13 protein-coding genes are annotated in these 16,731 nt (G+C 68.5%); 7 read left to right on the top strand and 6 right to left on the bottom strand.

What is annotated here, in order from left to right; all coding sequences use genetic code 11:
- Positions 1 to 119 precede the first annotated feature (119 nt).
- Positions 120 to 797 (bottom strand): lysophospholipid acyltransferase family protein, encoded by a 678-nt coding sequence (locus tag HKD39_RS13765; RefSeq protein WP_212754557.1) that lies wholly within the window; start codon positions 795 to 797, stop codon positions 120 to 122.
- A complete protein-coding gene (gene pdxY / locus HKD39_RS13760) occupies positions 794 to 1,690 on the bottom strand; it encodes a pyridoxal kinase PdxY (RefSeq protein WP_171200458.1) in 897 nt (298 codons plus the stop codon). The genes HKD39_RS13765 and pdxY overlap by 4 nt, the downstream gene beginning before the upstream one ends.
- Positions 1,691 to 1,840: 150 nt before the next feature.
- Between pdxY and deoC the strand changes: the two genes are divergently transcribed.
- Entirely contained in the window at positions 1,841 to 2,644 is an 804-nt protein-coding gene (gene deoC / locus HKD39_RS13755) for a deoxyribose-phosphate aldolase (protein WP_171200457.1), read from the top strand.
- 176 nt (positions 2,645 to 2,820) lie between these two features.
- Here the strand turns inward: deoC and HKD39_RS13750 are convergent, their stop codons facing one another.
- Entirely contained in the window at positions 2,821 to 4,020 is a 1,200-nt protein-coding gene (locus HKD39_RS13750; protein ID WP_171200456.1) for an ROK family protein, read from the bottom strand.
- Positions 4,021 to 4,723: 703 nt separating this feature from the next.
- Between HKD39_RS13750 and HKD39_RS13745 the strand changes: the two genes are divergently transcribed.
- From HKD39_RS13745 to HKD39_RS13725, 5 genes are all read left to right on the top strand, one after another.
- On the top strand, positions 4,724 to 6,004 hold the full coding sequence (locus HKD39_RS13745) for an ABC transporter substrate-binding protein (RefSeq protein WP_171200581.1): 1,281 nt from the start codon (positions 4,724 to 4,726) through the stop codon (positions 6,002 to 6,004).
- A 232-nt stretch (positions 6,005 to 6,236) separates the two neighbouring features.
- Positions 6,237 to 7,259, top strand: coding sequence for a carbohydrate ABC transporter permease (locus HKD39_RS13740; RefSeq protein ID WP_212754555.1), 1,023 nt, complete (start codon positions 6,237 to 6,239; stop codon positions 7,257 to 7,259).
- A gap of 3 nt (positions 7,260 to 7,262) precedes the next feature.
- Positions 7,263 to 8,159 carry a carbohydrate ABC transporter permease gene (locus HKD39_RS13735; protein ID WP_171200455.1) on the top strand — a complete coding sequence of 299 codons (897 nt, stop codon included), beginning with the start codon at positions 7,263 to 7,265 and terminating at the stop codon, positions 8,157 to 8,159.
- A gap of 249 nt (positions 8,160 to 8,408) precedes the next feature.
- Complete coding sequence (locus tag HKD39_RS13730; RefSeq protein WP_171200454.1) at positions 8,409 to 9,971, top strand: hypothetical protein; 1,563 nt, start codon at positions 8,409 to 8,411, stop codon at positions 9,969 to 9,971.
- A gap of 365 nt (positions 9,972 to 10,336) precedes the next feature.
- A complete protein-coding gene (locus HKD39_RS13725; RefSeq protein WP_171200453.1) occupies positions 10,337 to 11,848 on the top strand; it encodes a hypothetical protein in 1,512 nt (503 codons plus the stop codon).
- 30 nt (positions 11,849 to 11,878) lie between these two features.
- On the opposite strand, the gene galK is transcribed toward HKD39_RS13725, so the two are convergent.
- The 3 genes from galK to HKD39_RS13710 form a co-directional block, all read right to left on the bottom strand.
- On the bottom strand, positions 11,879 to 13,246 hold the full coding sequence (galK, locus tag HKD39_RS13720; RefSeq protein WP_171200452.1) for a galactokinase: 1,368 nt from the start codon (positions 13,244 to 13,246) through the stop codon (positions 11,879 to 11,881).
- Positions 13,239 to 14,231 carry a UDP-glucose 4-epimerase GalE gene (gene galE, locus HKD39_RS13715; RefSeq protein ID WP_171200579.1) on the bottom strand — a complete coding sequence of 331 codons (993 nt, stop codon included), beginning with the start codon at positions 14,229 to 14,231 and terminating at the stop codon, positions 13,239 to 13,241. The genes galK and galE overlap by 8 nt, the downstream gene beginning before the upstream one ends.
- Positions 14,232 to 14,337: 106 nt before the next feature.
- Positions 14,338 to 15,147: a DeoR/GlpR family DNA-binding transcription regulator gene (locus HKD39_RS13710; RefSeq protein ID WP_171200451.1), complete on the bottom strand. Its 810-nt coding sequence runs from the start codon at positions 15,145 to 15,147 to the stop codon at positions 14,338 to 14,340.
- 422 nt (positions 15,148 to 15,569) lie between these two features.
- Here HKD39_RS13710 and HKD39_RS13705 point away from each other — a divergent pair, with 422 nt between their 5' ends.
- Positions 15,570 to 16,625 (top strand): peptidoglycan-binding protein, encoded by a 1,056-nt coding sequence (locus tag HKD39_RS13705; RefSeq protein ID WP_171200450.1) that lies wholly within the window; start codon positions 15,570 to 15,572, stop codon positions 16,623 to 16,625.
- The last annotated feature ends 106 nt before the right edge of the window (positions 16,626 to 16,731 follow it).

The raw sequence follows: 16,731 nt of genomic DNA, 5'->3' as shown, positions 1-16,731 counted from the left end.
GATTCGTTGACGATCTGGGCTGTGTTGCAAAAGCTCGGCTGTGATGTGCCGACGGGGTCGGATCGGCCGGCGGTCAGGACGCTCGGAATGCCGCGCCGCGGGGTCGGATCGGCCGGCGGTCAGGACGCTCGGAACGCCGCGCCGCGGGCCCGCTCCACCTCGGCGGTGATGGCCGCCATGACGGCAGCCGTGTTGTCCGCGGTACTGGCCGCCGTTGCCCCGGCAGGAGCCAGTTCGACCGGCGGGCCGGCGCACAGCCGCACCCGGCTGCGGGTCAGCGCCGCCCGCCACCCCGGTCGAGCGCCCCACTGACCCACCGGAATCACCGGCACGTCAGGGAACTCGGCGGCCAGCAGCGCAGCGCCTGCCTTGCCCGGGCCGGGACGCTGGTCCGGCTCGCGGGTGATCCGGCCCTCCGGGTAGATCACCACAAGGTGCCCGGCCCGCAGTTGGTCGGCGGCGGCCTGCACTGCGGCGCGCGCCGAGGTGGTGCCGCGGGCCACCGGGATCTGTCCCATCGCACGGGCGACCGCGCCCACCAACGGCACCCTGAACACCCCCGCGGTGATCAGAAAGTGCGGAAAACGCCGGTGCGCCACCACGAATCGGGCGACGGCGAGGGTCTCGGTGACGGCCTGGTGGTTCACCACCACCAGCGCCGGCCCGGTGCGCGGAATGCTCGGCGACAGCTCGAAGCTGACCCGGTGCGGGATCCGGCCGAGCACCCAGAACACCGCGAAGCCGGCGCCGAGTCGGCACCGGTACCACGCCCGACGCCACCAGGGCCCGATCTTCACAGCCGCTCGACCCGGAAATGCATGGTGGGCTGGGCGATTTCGTCCTGGGCCGTGATGAGTTGGATTTCGCGGGAGCCGGCGTCGACGGTCGCTTTCAGAATGGCGAACACCGAGCCGGCCACCTTCTCCATCGCGGCCGGCAACCCGGCGGACAGGTGCGCCAGCAGCAGCGCGGCGGTCACATCACCGAGCCCGTTGACGTCGGCGTCCAGCCGCGGGGTGGTGACCAGATAACTGCCGGTGTCGTCCACCCCGAGCATCCCGATGTGGTCGGGCGCGATGCCGTCGATGTTGCTGTGCTCCACGCTGGTGACCAGCACGGTGCGCGGCCCGCGGGCGCGGACGCGTTCCACCGCCGCCTGCACCGCCTCCAGGGACGACACGTCGGCGAACTGGTCGAGCGGCGGCTGCCCGCCCTCGGGCGCCACCGCGTCGGACGCCAGATAGGCAAGCTCAAAAACGTTGGGGGTCACCATGTCTGCCTGCGGCAGCACCTCGTCGCGCATCAGCGCGGGCAGGCCGGGCAGCACGAAGAAGCCGGTCCCGATGTCGCCGAGCACCGGATCACAGCAGTACACCGCCCGCGGATTCAACTGGCGCACCTTCGCCACCGTGTCGAGCACGATGGCGGCGACGCCGGGCGAGCCCTGGTAGCCGGTGAGCACGGCGTCGGCGGTGCCGAGCACACCGAGATCTTCGATGCCGGCGAGCACCGCGCGCACGTCCGCAGGGTCGAGTACCGGCCCCTGCCACTGGCCGTACCCGGTGTGGTTGGAGAAGTGCACCGTCAGCACCGGCCACACCTCATGTCCCAGTCGCTGCAGCGGGAAGGCGGCGGCGCTGTTGCCGACATGTCCGTAGGCCACCGACGACTGGATGGACAAGATGCGCATCGGACAAGGGTAGAAGCAGTCGGGCCGCGGCCCGGGTCAAGCCGTGCCATGCTGGGGCCACGGATCGCCCGGCTGCCACCCGTGCACACCACCTCACCACGACCGCGACGCACACCGGCAGCAGAACGAGCCAGCAAGCGAAGGAGCGTCATGACCGATCGCACCCGAGCGGCCACCGAGCCGGCGCCAACCGACAACACCGGCGTCGCCACCGCAGCAGTCGACCCCGGCGCACCGGACGCCGACCGCGCGGACGCTGCGATCGCCGAGCTGACGCCGGCGCAGATCGCCGGGCGCATTCAGCACACCCTGATCGGCCAGGCCATCACCGAGAACGAGGTGCGCGAGCACGTCAGGGAAACCGTCAAGTACGGATTCGACGCCGCCATCGTCCCGCCCACCTGGGTGCAGGCGGCCCGCACCGAGTTGTCCGGCACCCACATCAGGGTGGGCTCGATCATCGATTTTCCGTACGGGATGATGACCACCGCCGGCCGGGTCGCCGAGGCGAAAGCGTTGGTGGACGCCGGGGTTGACGAGTTGGACGCGACGGTCAACATCGCCCTGCTGCTGTCGCACCGCATCGATCGCTTTGTGGAAGACCTGCGGGCCCTGGTGCAGGCCGCAGCACCGATCGGCGTCAAGGTGATGCTGGAGCTGCCGCTGCTCAACCAGGATCAACGGGTGCGGGTGGTGCAGGCGGCGGTCGATGCCGGGGTGGCCTTCGTGAAGAACGCGTCCCGCGGAGCGGTGGGAATCGCCGATCCGGCCAGCATCAGCTTTCTGCGGCGCAGCGTGCCACCGTCCATCGGGGTCAAGGCCTCCGGCGGCATCAAGACCATCGAGCAGGTGCGGGCGCTGCTGGCGGCGGGTGCCGACCTGATCGGCACCTCGTCCGGGGTCGCCATCGTCGGCGGGGACGCCACCGCCCGCGGCTCGCTGTACTCGTACTGACAGCTGGTCCCGACAGCTCGCCCCCGAGAGCTCGTCCCGACAGCTCATGCGGACACGTCGTCCCGACACCGCGCGGTCTCCCGAACCGCTCGGTCTCTCGAACCGCGCGGTCTCCCGAACCGCGCGGGGCCCCGAAACCGCCCGCGCGGCAACGCGATGCCGGATCCGGGATGCCCTCAGTCGGCGCTGGCCGCCTGCACCGCCATCGCGATCGCACCGAGCAGACCGGCCCGTTCGCCCAGCACCCCGCCGGCCACCTTGAGGTTGGACGAGACGTAGGGCTGGGTGTAGCGGTGCACCGCTGCGGTGAAGCCGTCGAGCAGTGGCCCCGGGTCGTCCACCAGTGGCCCGCCGACCACCACCAGCTCCGGGTCGAGGTTGGCCGACACCGCCGCCACCACCCGGCCGATCGCCGTTCCCATGTCGGTGAACAACCGCACCGCACCCGGGTCACCCGCCCGGACGATCTCCAGCGCCTCGTCCATGGTGACGGCGCGACCGTGCGCCGCCGACAGCACCCCGAGCGCCGCCTCCGCCGACGCTTGCGTCTCGAGGCAGCCGCGGCTGCCGCACCGGCACAGCGCTCCGTCCTCGGAGACCTGAACGTGACCGATCTCGCCCGCGGTGCCGCGGGTGCCGCGATACAGCTTGCCCTCCAACACCATCCCGGCACCGATGCCGGTGGACACCTTGACGTACAACAGATTTCGGATCCCGCGGGCCCGGCCGTAGCGCAGCTCGCCGATGGCGCCGAGGTTCGCGTCGTTGTCCAGCACCACCGGTCGCCCGAGCCGTGCGGCGAACTCGTCGGCCGGTTGCATGCCGACCCAGCCGGGCAGGATGGTGCCGGAGCGCAGCGCACCGGTGTGCCCGTCGATCGGCCCTGGCACCCCGATGACGATGCTGCGCAAGTCATCCGGCCGCTGCCGGGTCGGCAGCTCGTCCAGCAGCGCGGTGAGCATGTCGGTGGCGAAATCGATCGCCACCGTCGCGGACGCACCGACATTCAGCGCCGCCCTGCGCTCGGCGAGGATGGTGCCGGACAGGTCGGTCAGCGCGATGGACAGGTGGGAATGACCGAGGTCGAGCGCCGCGGCCACCCCCTGCTGCGGCCGCAGCTGCAGCAGCTGCGGCGGCCGGCCCCGCCCGGCGGGCACGCCCTCCAACCGCTGCACCCTGCCCTCGGCGGCCAACTCGGAGATCACCGATGCCACCGTGGTGCGGGACAGGCCGGTGCGCCGGGCCAGCTCGGACTGCGCCAGCGCGTCGACGCCGCCGAGCTGGTCGAGAATCAGCCGCCTGCTGGCGGCGCGCAGCCGCGACCCGGCCAGGTCGCCCTGGCCCGAGCGCGTGGCGGCGAGACGGTCCGATGTCACGCCTCAAAATTGCTTAGAGTCTGGACAGAAGTCAAGACTCTGCGGGTGACAGATCCGACTGAATTGGTCCCGGTGGCGGCGGCTCGATCTGGACAGACCCCGTGACGCTCACGGATTGTTCACTCTGACAACGTTAACCGGCGTCACCGGAACACCGCGGGCCTCGTTCTCCGCCCGGAGGCCGCCATCCAGCGACCCACCCGCGCCTGATTCTGATTAAACCCGCGATAAAACGATCCGATAAACCTCCGAACAACGCTTGGCAGAAATGGGCGAAGAGTCTTAGCATCGCTGGCGACCACCGAACCGGCGTCGCTGCGGTGCCCGACCTCTCTTGAGCCCGGGCTGCGGGCCTGGGAACGAGTGAGCACAGCCGCTCCCATCCGGTGACCGTGGCCGTGCACGATCTCCCGTGCCCCCGAAGAGCTATGTGAGAGGACTCTCGATGCGCCGAACTCCTTGGATCGCCGGCCTCGCGGCCGCGAGCCTGGTGCTGGCCGCCTGCGGATCCAGCGACAACAACGATGCCAGCGCCGGCGCCGGTACGACCGGCGACACCACCGCGACCAGCACCGACTCCGGTTCCACCGGCGGTGCCGGCAGTTCCGGTGATGCCTCCGCTTCCGGGGGTGCCGACAGCAGCGCCGCCGGTGGCGGTGCCAGCTCCGATGCCGGCAGTTCGGCTGCCGGAGGCGGCGGCGCGATGAGCTCGGGTGCCGACAGCTCGGCAGCAGGTGGCGCCGGCGGCACCCCGATGAACCCGTCGGACGTCAAGGGCACCAAGCAGGGCAACGGCGGTGCCGGCGGCACGGTCGGCGTCTTCACCTGGTGGGCGGACGGTTCCGAGAAGCTCGGCCTCGACCAGCTGACCCGGCTGTTCGGCGAGATGTACCCGAACGACAAGTTCCAGAACCTGGCGGTGGCCGGCGGTGCCGGGTCCAACGCCAAGGCCAAGCTGGCCTCCGACCTGCAGGCCGGCAACCCGCCGGACACCTTCCAGGGCCACGCCGGCGCCGAGCTCACCGACTACATCAACGCCGGCCAGATCGAGCCGGTCAACGACGTCATCGACGGTCTCGGCGGCGAGAAGGTTTTCCCGAAGGACCTGCTGGACCGGCTCACCGTCGACGGCAAGATCTACTCGGTGCCGTCGAACATCCACCGCGCCAACGTGGTGTGGGTCAACAACGATGTGCTGACCAAGGCCGGCATCGACCCGAAGAAGGCCCCGACCGACATCAAGAGCTGGATCGCCGACCTCGACAAGGTCAAGGCCTCCGGCATCGCCACCCCGCTGTCGATCGGTGGCACCTGGACCCAGGTCGAGCTGTTCGAGACGGTGCTGATCTCCGACCTCGGGCCCGACGCCTACTCCGGTCTGTTCGACGGCTCCACCAAGTGGGACGACCCGAAGGTCAAGACCGCCATCGACGACTACGCCAAGCTGCTCACCTACGCCAACAAAGCGGCCGACGGTGACGACTGGCCGCCGGCCACCGACATGGTGATCGAGGGCAAGGCCGGCTACAACGTGATGGGTGACTGGGCCGTCGCTGAGTTCACCAGCAAGGGCAAGAAGGACGGCGTCGACTACTCCTACTGGGCCGTTCCAGGCCAGGAGGGTGTCTACGACTTCCTCGCCGACTCGTTCACCCTGCCCAAGGGCGCCCCGAACCCCGGCGGCACCAAGGATTGGCTGAACACCATCGGTTCCAAGGAAGGCCAGACCGCGTTCAACCTGGCCAAGGGTTCGATCCCGGCGCGCACCGACATCAGCGCCGACATCTTCCCGCCGTACCAGCAGTGGGCCATGGGCGAGTTCAAGAAAGACAAGATCGTTTCGTCGATCGCCCACGGTGCCGCGGTGCCGGTGGCGTGGCTGACCGCCATCCAGCAGGCCACCAGCAAGTTCATGTCGACCAGGGACACCGGCGCCTTCCAGAGCGATCTGGTGAACGCCGCGTCCGACGCGCTGGGCGGCTGACCCACCCGATTGCGCGCGGCTGATCGTCGCGCGGTCGACGGCAAGACAGCGACGGGGCTGGTCCCGCGGGCGTCCGCACCGGACGTGCGTGGGGCCGGCCCCGTTGGCATGACGGCCGTCGTCGTCACCGGCACCGGCATTCAGCCGACACCCAGCCAGCAGCAGTAGCGGTCGCCACCGGCCGCCCGGTCTGATGAACTACCTGTGATCGCCTAGCCCTGTGGAGAACAGCATGCCCGATACCGCAGCGCCGTCGACTCAGCCGACGCCGTCCGAACCGACACCATCGGCACCACCACCGTCGTCGGGCCGGACGTCCGGCGCGGGCGCCGCTTCCGCGAAACCCGAGCCACGGCGCGGGATGCCGACCTGGGTGCCAGGCTTTCTGCTGGTGCTGCCGTCGATCATCCTGATGGGCGTCTTCATCTACTACCTGATCGTCCGGAACCTGCTGACCAGCTTCACCAACCGCAACTCCAACAGCCGGTTGCTCAAGGTCCGTTACATAGGTTTCGACAACTACGAGCGGCTGCTGAACGACTCGAACTACACCCACGCCTGGTGGAACCTGCTGGTGCTGACGGTGGCATTCCTGGTCGGCACCATGCTGTTCGGCATCATCTGGGCGGTGCTGCTGGAGAAGGCGCCGAAGGGTGAGGGCTTGTTCCGCGGCATCTACCTGTTCCCGATGGCGGTGTCGTTCATCGCCGCCGCAGTGGCGTGGAAGTGGTTGCTGAGTCCGGCGATGGGCCCGAATGCCGTTGGCCTCAACCAACTTTTTCAGAACATCGGACTGTCCGGCCTGCAGAACGAATGGTTCTCCAGCAACTCGAAGTTCAACATGGTGGCGATGGCGATGCCGGCCATCTGGCAGCTGTCCGGCTACATCATGGCGCTGTTCCTTGCCGGCTTCCGCGGCATCTCCGAGGACCAGCGCGAGGCCGCCAGGATGGACGGCGCCAGCGAGTTCCGGATCTACCGTTACATCCTGTTCCCGCAGCTGTCGCCGGTCGCGCTGAGTGCGCTGATCATCATCGGCCACATGTCGATGAAGATGTTCGACCTGATCTACGCGCTGGCCGGCGCCAACTCCTACGTCGCCGGGGTGCCGGCGACGCTGCTGTGGGCGCAGCTGTCCAGCTACCAGTACGGGCGGGCCGCGGCGAACGCCACGATGATTCTGGTGGTGGTGGCCATCTTCGTTGTGCCGTACCTGATCTACACCCGCAGGGTCGAGAAGAAGCAGGGGATCTGAGTCATGACGACGGCCACCATCGATACCCAGCTCGAGGCCCCCGCCAAGGGCGACGCGACCAAGGGCGGCGCCACCGCGCCGCCGTCACCGATCGCCACCACCGTGCGGTACGTGCTGCTGATCGTCTTCGCGGTGATTGTGCTGGTGCCGCTGTACGTGATGATCGTGACCAGCTTCAAGCCGGCCGGTGAGATCTCCACCAGCCGCGCCTGGAACCTGCCGATGCACTGGAGCTGGGACGGCTGGAGCAAGGCCTGGGACGCGCTGGCCGCTCCGCTGGTCCGCTCGCTGGCGATCGCGTCGGTGGCGGCGGTGGTGTCGTCGATTCTCGGCTCGATGAACGGGTTCGTGTTCTCCAAGTGGCGCTTCCCCGGCGCCAACATCGTTTTCACGTTCTTCCTGTTCGGCATGTTCCTGCCGTACCCGGCCATCATGATCCCGTTGCAGCAGTTGGTGTCTCAGGATCTCGGCCTCGGCCAGGGCGTTGTCACCCTGATGCTGGTGCACACCGTTTTCGGCATCCCGATCTGCACCCTGATCTTCCGCAACTACTACGCCACCGCGGTGCCCAACGAGATTCTCGAGGCGGCGCGGGTCGACGGTGCCGGTATGTGGAAGACCTATACGTCCATCGTGCTGCCGGTGTCCATCCCCGGATTCGTGGTGACGCTGATCTGGCAGTTCACCTCCGCGTGGAACGATTTCTTGTTCGCGCTGTTCCTGTCGCAGCCGTCCAACGGGCCGGTAACCTATGCGCTGCAACAGCTTTCCGGTGGACAGAACCCCGACTACGCCTCGTCGATGGCGGGTGCGCTGATCGCCTCGGCCCCGACTCTGGTGATCTACATCGTGCTCGGTCGCTACTTCATCTCCGGGATGATGTCCGGCTCGGTGAAGTAGTCGCGCGGTGCAGCCCGGACCGTCAGCAGCGACGGGTCACATAGCACGGTGAAGTAAGGGATCAGCAAGGTCTGGCAGATCCGTCGGGACGTGCGTCCGGATGGGTAGGGGAACACTGCCCAACCGATTTGCCGCCGGCCGGCTACCGCAGTCGCACTGCCACCACCACAATCGGTCGCGGGGGGGAGCCACGGTGACCGATCGCCGCGGTTGATCAACAACAGTGCGACTCCCCAGGAGGTGTCAGCGGTGGTTCAGCTGACCTTGAGCGGCGACCCGACCAGCATCAGAGCATCCGGCTTGGCGTGGAACACCTTCGGTGGTGACGCCGCGACCGCCGGCGGTGGCATCAGGACGCTGCAGACCAATGAGTGCATGGGTCAGGAACTGGTCGACCTGGTCAATGCGTACAAGGAGGGTCTGCCGCCGCGGTTGGACAAGGTGGACCGGGCCTGGACCATGGTGGGCGCGGCGCTGGTCACCTACGCCGGCACTCTCGAGGGCTTGCAGCGCAGGATGCAGTCGGTGGCGCTGCGCTACACCAGCCAGCAGACCGCGGTGAGCAACGCCAACACCGCGCTCGGGTCGGCCAGGCGGGCCGACAGTACCCACGCCCAATCGCGCAAGTCCCAACAGCAGCTGCTCGACCCCGGAGAGAAACTGCCGGCTGACGGCTATGTGTCGCAGGTCGGCGCCAAGCAGACCGCGCTGAGCAACGCTCGAACCACGCTGCACAACATCGAGGGTGAGGCGGCGCAAATCCTCCGTGAACACGACGCCGCGGTGCGCACGCTGAACGGGCAGATCAACGACGCGAAGGCGCTCCGTCCGGACAGCCCGCCGGGCTGGCTGGAACGCAAGTGGCAGGGCATCAAAGACTTTGTGGTCAGTCACGCCGGCACGCTGAAGATGATCTCGGCGGTGCTCAAGACCGTCGCCGCGATCGCGACCGTGCTGTCGTTCGTTCCTGGCCTCAACGTCGTCATGGGGCCGATCGCACTGGTCGCCGGAGGTATCGCCCTCGGTCTGGACGTGCTGATGAAGCTTTCCGGCGTTCCAGGGATGAGCTGGTCGCAGATCGGCATCGACGCGGTCGGGCTGATTCCAGGCGGACGCAGCCTGCGGCTGCTCTCCGCGACGGGCAAGATGGGCAAGTTTGCCAGGGGCGCCCGCGCCATCGACCCGTTCATGTCGAAGGCGGAAACCGTTGGCTCGTATTACGTCGCCGGCCAAACGACGTACCAGGCCGCCAACGACATCAAGAACAAGAACTTCGCCGACGCCGCTCTGGCTGTCACCGGCGTCAAAGTTCCCGGTCTCGGCCAGCGTGCCAAGAACGTCCAGGCGATCGCCACCAACTCGGGCAACTTCGTCAACGGCGAGTACAAGGCCGTGAAGTATTGGAACGACCCGAATGCCAAGTGGTACGACCGGATGTACTCGGTCGCGGCGCCGGCCACCGCGGCCGGCAAAGCCGGCATCACCCGGTACAACGCCAAGAAGTATGCGACGGCCGGAACGCACCCGTTCGACGGCAGCGCCCGCAAAGCCGGTGAAGCGCCGGTGTTGGGTAGCGCGCAGGCCAAGCAAGTGCGCCGAGGCTGGTACTCGTCGGCGGCCCTCGATTACGCGGTACGTACCGGTCCGACCCGCGCACCGGCACAGCCGTCGCCGACGTCCGTGCACAGTCCGGCTGTGGCCGGCCAGCGTCCGCCCCGGCTGCCGGGCGCATCGACCGGGCCTTCTGGCTCGGTGCGCGGGCCGTTCGCGCCTGGCCAGCGGGTGGCGCGATTGCCCGGCGCTCGCGGCTAGCCCCGCCCGACCAGGAAGGTGTCCCGGGCGCGGGCGCGGCCTGTGGTGATCAGGGCGCCACGTGACTGAGATGTAGGAGGATATAGCGGCCTGTCTACGGTTGCGGTGGAGTAGGCCCTGGCCGAACTGACGGCTGGGGGCGGGTTCGGCATTGGACCCGCCACGCGGCCGCCGGCCCGGCGTCGGCGCTTCCCCCGGCCGGGGGAGGGCGTGGGGAGGGGAGTTGTCCCCATGCCGAATCGGGTCGTTGATGCGTCGCAGGGGTATCGGTCCGGCCAGAATCAAGGGCGTACGCGCACCGCGCGATGCCTGGCGCGGACCACAGAAGATGCCGCGCAGCGGAATGGACAAGGGGAGGGTCGGCCGTGGTTCAGCTGACATTGAGCGGAGAGCCCGACAGCATCAGGGCCTCGGGAGTGCTGTGGAACACCTTCGGCGGCGACGCCGGCACCGCGCTCACCGATATCAACGGCTTGCAGACCGACGAGGTCAAGGGCCAGGAACTGGTCGATCTGGTCAGGACCTACAAGGAGGACCTGCCACCGCGGTTACAGCGGGTGCAGGACGCCTGGACCAAGGTCGGTGCGGCGCTGACCACCTACGCCGGCACCCTGCAGAGCCTGCAGACCCGGATGCAGGCGGTGGCCATCCGCCACGGCAACCAGCAGACAACGGTGAACAACGCCAACGCCGCGCTCGGCTCGGCGCGGCAGGCCGACAGCACCCACGCCCAGTCGCGCAAGTCGCAGCAGCAGCAGCTGAAGCCCGGCGAGACTCTCCCTTCGGACAGCTATGTTTCGCAGGTCGGCGCCAAGCAGACCGCGCTGACCAATGCCAAGAATGCCCTCACCCAGATTGAGGGCGAGGCGGCACAGATCCACCGCGAGCACGAGGAGGCGGTGCGCAGGCTGACCGGCGAGATCAACACGGCCAAGGGCTTGCGGCCGGACGATCCACCCAACCTGCTGCAGGCTGCCTGGCAGGGCTTCAAGGACTTCGTCGCCAACAACGCCGACGTGCTCAAGCAGATCTCCGGAGTGCTGAAGATCGTGTCTGCGGTCGCCGGTCTGCTTGCCTTCATTCCGGTGTTGGCACCCATCATGGGGCCCATCGCCCTTGTCACCGGGGCGGCTGCGCTGCTGATCGATGTCAGCGTCAAACTCGTCACCGGCCAGGGGTCGTGGGCGGACATTGGCATCGATGCCATCGGGATGATTCCCGGTGGCCGCATAGCAGGCGCGCTGGCCAAGGGCGGCAAGGCATTCAAGGCCGCCGAAACGGCCGCCGACGGCAAGAAGATCATCGACAGCGCGAAACGAGTTGGCGACTTCAGCGTATCGGCTGCCGGAGTCGCCGCTACCGGCGCCGCGGCTGCCACCGGCTGGGACGGGTCGAAAAAGACGTGGGGTGACGTCTTCGTCAAGGCCCTCGGAATCAAGGGCGTCACCAAGGGCAAGGGCGTCAACATTCAGAACTTTGTCGAGGGTGTGGCCAGCAGCGGCAACCAGGCTGTCAAGAACGGCCTCAAGATGATGAACGACGAGAAGGTCTCGGCGGCGGAGTGGGTCGGCATGTTCACCGGCTTCGGCAAGGCCGGCATTGCCGCGCGGCGCAGCTACGTCTACCGCAACGAAGGCACACATCCGGATGGGTCGCCGCGATCTGCCGGCGAGAATCCGAAGTACACCATCAAAGACACGGCGAAGGCCGGGTTGCAGCGGCTGCCCAGTTCGGTGCAGACCCGCGTTGCCGAGATCGCAGTGGCCCGCATGCTCAATCGCGGGCCGGTGGAGGCGCCGGCCCCGCCGCCCACGACCTCGATCCACGGACCACGGACGCCAGGACCCTCGTCGCAGCCGGCGCCGCCACTGCACTGAGTGTGGAGGGGTGCGGGCCGCGCGCGGACCTCAGTGGTCGCGCCGGGCGCCGGCCGCCGGGTGCACGGACCGGATCACCGGAGCGGTGAAACCGGCTGCGGCAAAGGCCTTCTCGACGGCCGCGCTCACCGTTGCCGCCCGCTCGGCCGGTACCAGCGCGATGGCGGAGCCGCCGAAGCCGCCGCCTGTCATCCTGGCGCCGACGGCCCCGGCCGACAGCGCGGCGTCCACCGCGACGTCCAACTCGTCGGCGGACACCTGGTAGTCGTCGCGCAGCGAGGCGTGCGACGCTGTCATGTCGCGGCCGACGGTGCCCCAATCCGGCGACGCCGAGCGCAGCTGTGTAACCACATCCAGCACCCGCTGGTTCTCGGTGACGATGTGCCGCACCCGGCGCACCAGTACCTCGGCATCGTCGACGGCCGGCACCAGCACCGAGCTGCGGGTGGCAGCGACCAGCTTCGCCAGCATCAGGTCCAGCTGGTCGATGTCGATGTCGCGCAACGAGTTCAGCCCGAGCAGCTCGGCCGCCCGTTCGCATTCGGCGCGGCGCTTGGCATATTCGCCGTCGGCCAGACTGTGGTGGGCCCTGGTGTCGATCACCAGCAGCGACAGCCCGGCGGCGTCGATGTCGAACGGGATCTGCTCGATGGTGTCGGCGCCGACGTCGAAGAACAGCAGGTGGTCGGCCTCGGCGGCCGACGACGCCATCTGGTCCATCAAACCCGTTGGCACGCCGACATAGTGGTTCTCGGCGCGCTGGGCGATCCTGGCCAGCTGCTCCGGTGCAATCGCGCGATCGGTGCCCGGTCCGCCCGCCGAGTCGAGGGCCAGCGTTGCGAGTACCACCGCGCATTCCAGTGCCGCCGACGACGACAGCCCGGCGCCCACCGGCACGGTCGACGCGACGGCGAACCGCAGCCCTGGCAGTGCTGCCGCGCCGGGGGGCGCGTCGTCAGTGCCGTCAGTGCCGTCAGTGCCGGCAGCACCGGGGCCGGCAGCGTGCAGCCGCGCCGCCCACACCGAGCCGGAAACGTAATCGCTCCAATCGGTCTCGGTCCGCTCCGGATCGGGCGTCAGCTCGCCCAGCGGGATGGTGCGGTGCTCGTCCGGGCGGTGGGCGGAGAGCACCTCGAGGCTCGCCTGTCCGCCCGCTGGAACGGAAGATCCGGCCACCGCCGTCCTGGCGTCGATGGCGAACGGCAACACCAACCCGTCGTTGTAATCGGTGTGCTCGCCGATCAGGTTCACCCGGCCCGGCGCCGACCAGACGCCAGCCGGCTCGGAGCCGAAGGTGTCGACGAACAGCTGGCGCGCCGCCGCCACCGGGTCGGCAGCTACGCTCGAATCGGTTGCGGCTACTGCCTTCTCGGCTCCGGAGGTGGTGGACTCAGGCATCGGACCGCCCGGCGTTCTCGGTGCCGGCCCGGGTGAACTCCCAGGCGTCCCGCACCATCGCGGACAGGTCGAACTCGGGGCGCCAGCCCAGCGTCACCTTGGCGCGCTCCGCCGACGCCACCAGCACCGCAGGGTCACCGGGCCGGCGCGGCCCGAACTCCAACGGGAGCGACCGCCCGGTGACGGCGGAAACGGTGTCAACCACCTGCTTGACAGAGAACCCGTTGCCATTACCCAGGTTGCAGATCAGGTGTTCTCCTGGCCGGATGGCGTCCAGTGCCAGCACGTGCGCCCTGGCCAGGTCGAGCACGTGCACGTAGTCGCGGATGCAGGTTCCGTCCGGCGTCGGCCAGTCGTCCCCGTTGATGGTGAGGGTGTCGCGCCGGCCGGCGGCGGCGTCCAGCGCGATCGGGATCAGATGCGTTTCGACCGCATGCCGTTCGCCGGCGCCGAGTGCGGCACCGGCCACGTTGAAGTAGCGCAGCGAGGCCGCACCCAGTTCGGTGGCGACACATTCCGAGGTGATCATCATGTCGACGGCCAGTTTGGTGGCGCCGTAGGTGTTGGTCGGCGCGGCCGGTGCGTCCTCGGTGATCGGGATCTGTTCCGGCTCACCGTAAACGGCGGCGGTCGAGGAGAAGACCAGCCTGGGTATGCGATGCGCGGTGATGGCATCCAGTAGCGCTCTGGTCCCGACAACGTTGGTGTGCCAGTACTTTGCCGGCTCTCTGACCGACTCGGCCACCAGCGACTTGGCGGCGAAGTGCATCACCGCGTCGAAACCGGGGGCATCGGCAGTGGCCTCGGCGATCACCCGCTCGGCGTCGGCGATGTCCGCGGTGATCAGCTGAGCCCGTTGGCCGACCGCGTCGGCGTGGCCGGTGGAGAGATCGTCCAGCACCACCACCTGGTGGCCCTGGTCCAGCAGCAGCCGCGTCACCACCGAACCGATGTAGCCGGCACCGCCGGCGACCAGAATCCTCATCGCTGCCATCCATCCCTCTCGTTGTGGCGTGGCCGGGCATCGCCCGCCCGCGCCGCTGGCCGTGCTGCGGCGCGGCGGCCGCCGGGTGTGTTCGCGTTGAGCCGGATCACGACGACTCGGCCGAGACCCGGTGCGCCTTCTCCGGATCGTGCACCGCGACGATCTCGCCGACGTGTTTGGCCAGCGCCTCGGTGGCCTCGTCCGGCAGGTTCTCGTCGATCAGCAGCGTATCGACCACCGACAGCGGTGCGATGTGGGACAAGCCCACCACCCCCCACTTGGTGTGGTCGGCCACCACCGCCACTCGTTTGGCGCTGTCCACCATGGCCCTGTTGGTCTCGGCCTCGAGCAGGTTCGGGGTGGTCAGCCCCGCCCTGATGTCGATGCCGTGCACGCCCATCACCAGCAGATCGACGTGCAGCGACCGGATCGCTTGCACCGCAACGGGTCCCACCAATCCGTCGGACGGGGTGCGGAGGCCGCCGGTGAGCACAACGGTCAGGTCGGGCCGGCTGGCGTCGTAGAGCGCCTCCGCCACCTTCAGCGAGTTGGTGACGACGGTGAGGTTGCCGATCGCGGCCAGGTGTGGTGCCAACGCCCAGGTGGTGGTCCCGGCGGAGATGGCGATCGCCATACCTGGCCGGATCAGCTTCGCGGCGTGCGCGGCAATGGCCTGCTTCTCCGGGCGCTCACGTGCCCGCTTGGTCTCGAAGCTGGGTTCGATGGCGCTGGCGGTATCCAGGGCGGTGGCGCCGCCGTGCACCTTGGTCAGCAAACCCTTGCGGTCAAGGGCATCCAGGTCTCGTCGCACCGTCATGTCGGAGACCCCGAGCAGCTCGGTGAGGTCGGCGACCCGGACGCCGCCGGTGCGCCGCACCTCGTCGATGATCCGGGCCTGCCGGACGGCAGCGAGCATGCGGTCCCCCTGTCTGGCGATGCCCGTGCGATGCTGCGCGCTCGTTCGATGCGGCATCAGCTGAGCCGTCTGCCGCGGTTGTCGCGCTGCCACCGCGTGAGTTCGAGTATGCGTGCTAACCGACATTATGCGGGCGGGAATCAACATTTTCAAACACCCCTGGTGCGACCCGCGGCCCTATGGGCAGCGCTGTCGGGGCCTGGCTGCCTGAGTCCGGGTGCTGACGACTCGCTGTCTCGGCCGCCGCGCCCGGGTTGTCGTACCCGGGATGTCGAGCCCGGGTTGGCGAACTTGGGTTGTCGAACTTGGGTTGTCGAGCCTGGGTCACCCTGCCCCGGCCCGGCTGACCGTGTCCCGCTCTCCATTCCGCATACCGAAAAGCGCTCTTACGTTTGCGGCGTCCAGCTACCCAGGAGGGTCAGATGTCCATTCGCAAGCCGTTCACCGCACTTACCGCCACCGCCGCTGCTGCGGCAGTGGCGGCGGGCGTGTTCACCGCCGCCGGCGTCGCCGACAGCGCCGACCCAGCCCCGACAGCCACCGTCGTTGTCGCCGAGAACGTCTCCGCCGCAACGCAATTCGCCGCGGATCGCAGCAGGTTCGCGGTCAGCGCGCGATCGCCATACTCCAACATCAAGGCGCTGCAGTATCTGTTGAACGCCTATGGGATCGCCGTCTACAGCACCGGCAGGTACGACGCTGCGACGAAGAATGCCGTGGTCCGGTTCCAGACCGCGAAGGGCTTGGCGCGGGACGGCTCCGCCGGGCCGATCACCATGAAGACCATGCTGAACACGGCGAACATGGCAGCTCGCTACCACTGGTCGAACAAGAACACCACCAAGGCGGTGCAGCAGCTGCTGGTCAAGGTCGGCTACCGCCTTGCGGTGGACGGCAGCTTCGGCCCGGCAACCCGAAGCGCGGTGCTGACCTTCCAGAAGGGCAAGGGACTCCCGCAGACCGGCATCGTCGACTTCGCCACCTGGAGTTGGATGTTCAACCCGCCGGCCGCCGCCGGCGGTGGCTCCACGGGCGGCAACTGGAAATCGTGCGGCGATTCGATTCGCGGCGGAATCCCGATGAGCCAGACCGGATTGGCCAAGAACGGCTTCCGGATGGCGAAGTGCATGGTGCCGATCGTGAACTCGATGGTCAGCGCCGCCGCCAGGGACGGCGTCACCCTGCGGCCCACGAGCAGCTGGCGTTCGCGCAGCTACCAGGTCTCGCTGCGCCGGAAGAACTGCGGAACCTCCAACTACGCGATCTACCAGATGCCGCCGAGCAGGTGCTCACCCAACACCGCGATTCCCGGCACCTCGATCCACGAGTACGGCCTGGCCATCGACGTCGCCAACAGCTACCGCGGCGGCAAGGTCTACAACTGGATGGTTCGCAATGGCGGCAAGTACGGCTTCCACCGCACCGTGCCGAGCGAGAGCTGGCACTTCGACACCAAGCAACGTCCGATCTCCGGCTGACGCCGCAACGACTCCGCCGGCTCACGCCGCGCCACACAGCCCGGCTCACGCTGCGCCGAACCGAGGCGGCCGACGCTGCACTGATCGGACGCTGCACTGATCGGAC

Origin of the sequence: Nakamurella aerolata (genome assembly GCF_013002705.1) — a bacterium.
GTDB classification, from domain to species: domain Bacteria; phylum Actinomycetota; class Actinomycetes; order Mycobacteriales; family Nakamurellaceae; genus Nakamurella; species Nakamurella aerolata.
Note: the sequence above shows the minus strand (reverse complement) of the source record. Positions and strands in the feature narration are given on the sequence as shown.

What these genes read in the sequence shown, in the direction of transcription:
- pdxY (WP_171200458.1), bottom strand. Translation starts at nt 1,690, where the DNA reads ATGCGCATCTTGTCCATCCAGTCGTCGGTGGCCTACGGACATGTCGGC.
- deoC (WP_171200457.1), top strand. Translation starts at nt 1,841, where the DNA reads ATGACCGATCGCACCCGAGCGGCCACCGAGCCGGCGCCAACCGACAAC.
- HKD39_RS13745 (WP_171200581.1), top strand. Translation starts at nt 4,724, where the DNA reads ATGAGCTCGGGTGCCGACAGCTCGGCAGCAGGTGGCGCCGGCGGCACC.
- HKD39_RS13740 (WP_212754555.1), top strand. Translation starts at nt 6,237, where the DNA reads ATGCCCGATACCGCAGCGCCGTCGACTCAGCCGACGCCGTCCGAACCG.
- HKD39_RS13735 (WP_171200455.1), top strand. Translation starts at nt 7,263, where the DNA reads ATGACGACGGCCACCATCGATACCCAGCTCGAGGCCCCCGCCAAGGGC.
- galK (WP_171200452.1), bottom strand. Translation starts at nt 13,246, where the DNA reads ATGCCTGAGTCCACCACCTCCGGAGCCGAGAAGGCAGTAGCCGCAACC.
- galE (WP_171200579.1), bottom strand. Translation starts at nt 14,231, where the DNA reads ATGAGGATTCTGGTCGCCGGCGGTGCCGGCTACATCGGTTCGGTGGTG.
- HKD39_RS13710 (WP_171200451.1), bottom strand. Translation starts at nt 15,147, where the DNA reads ATGCTCGCTGCCGTCCGGCAGGCCCGGATCATCGACGAGGTGCGGCGC.
- HKD39_RS13705 (WP_171200450.1), top strand. Translation starts at nt 15,570, where the DNA reads ATGTCCATTCGCAAGCCGTTCACCGCACTTACCGCCACCGCCGCTGCT.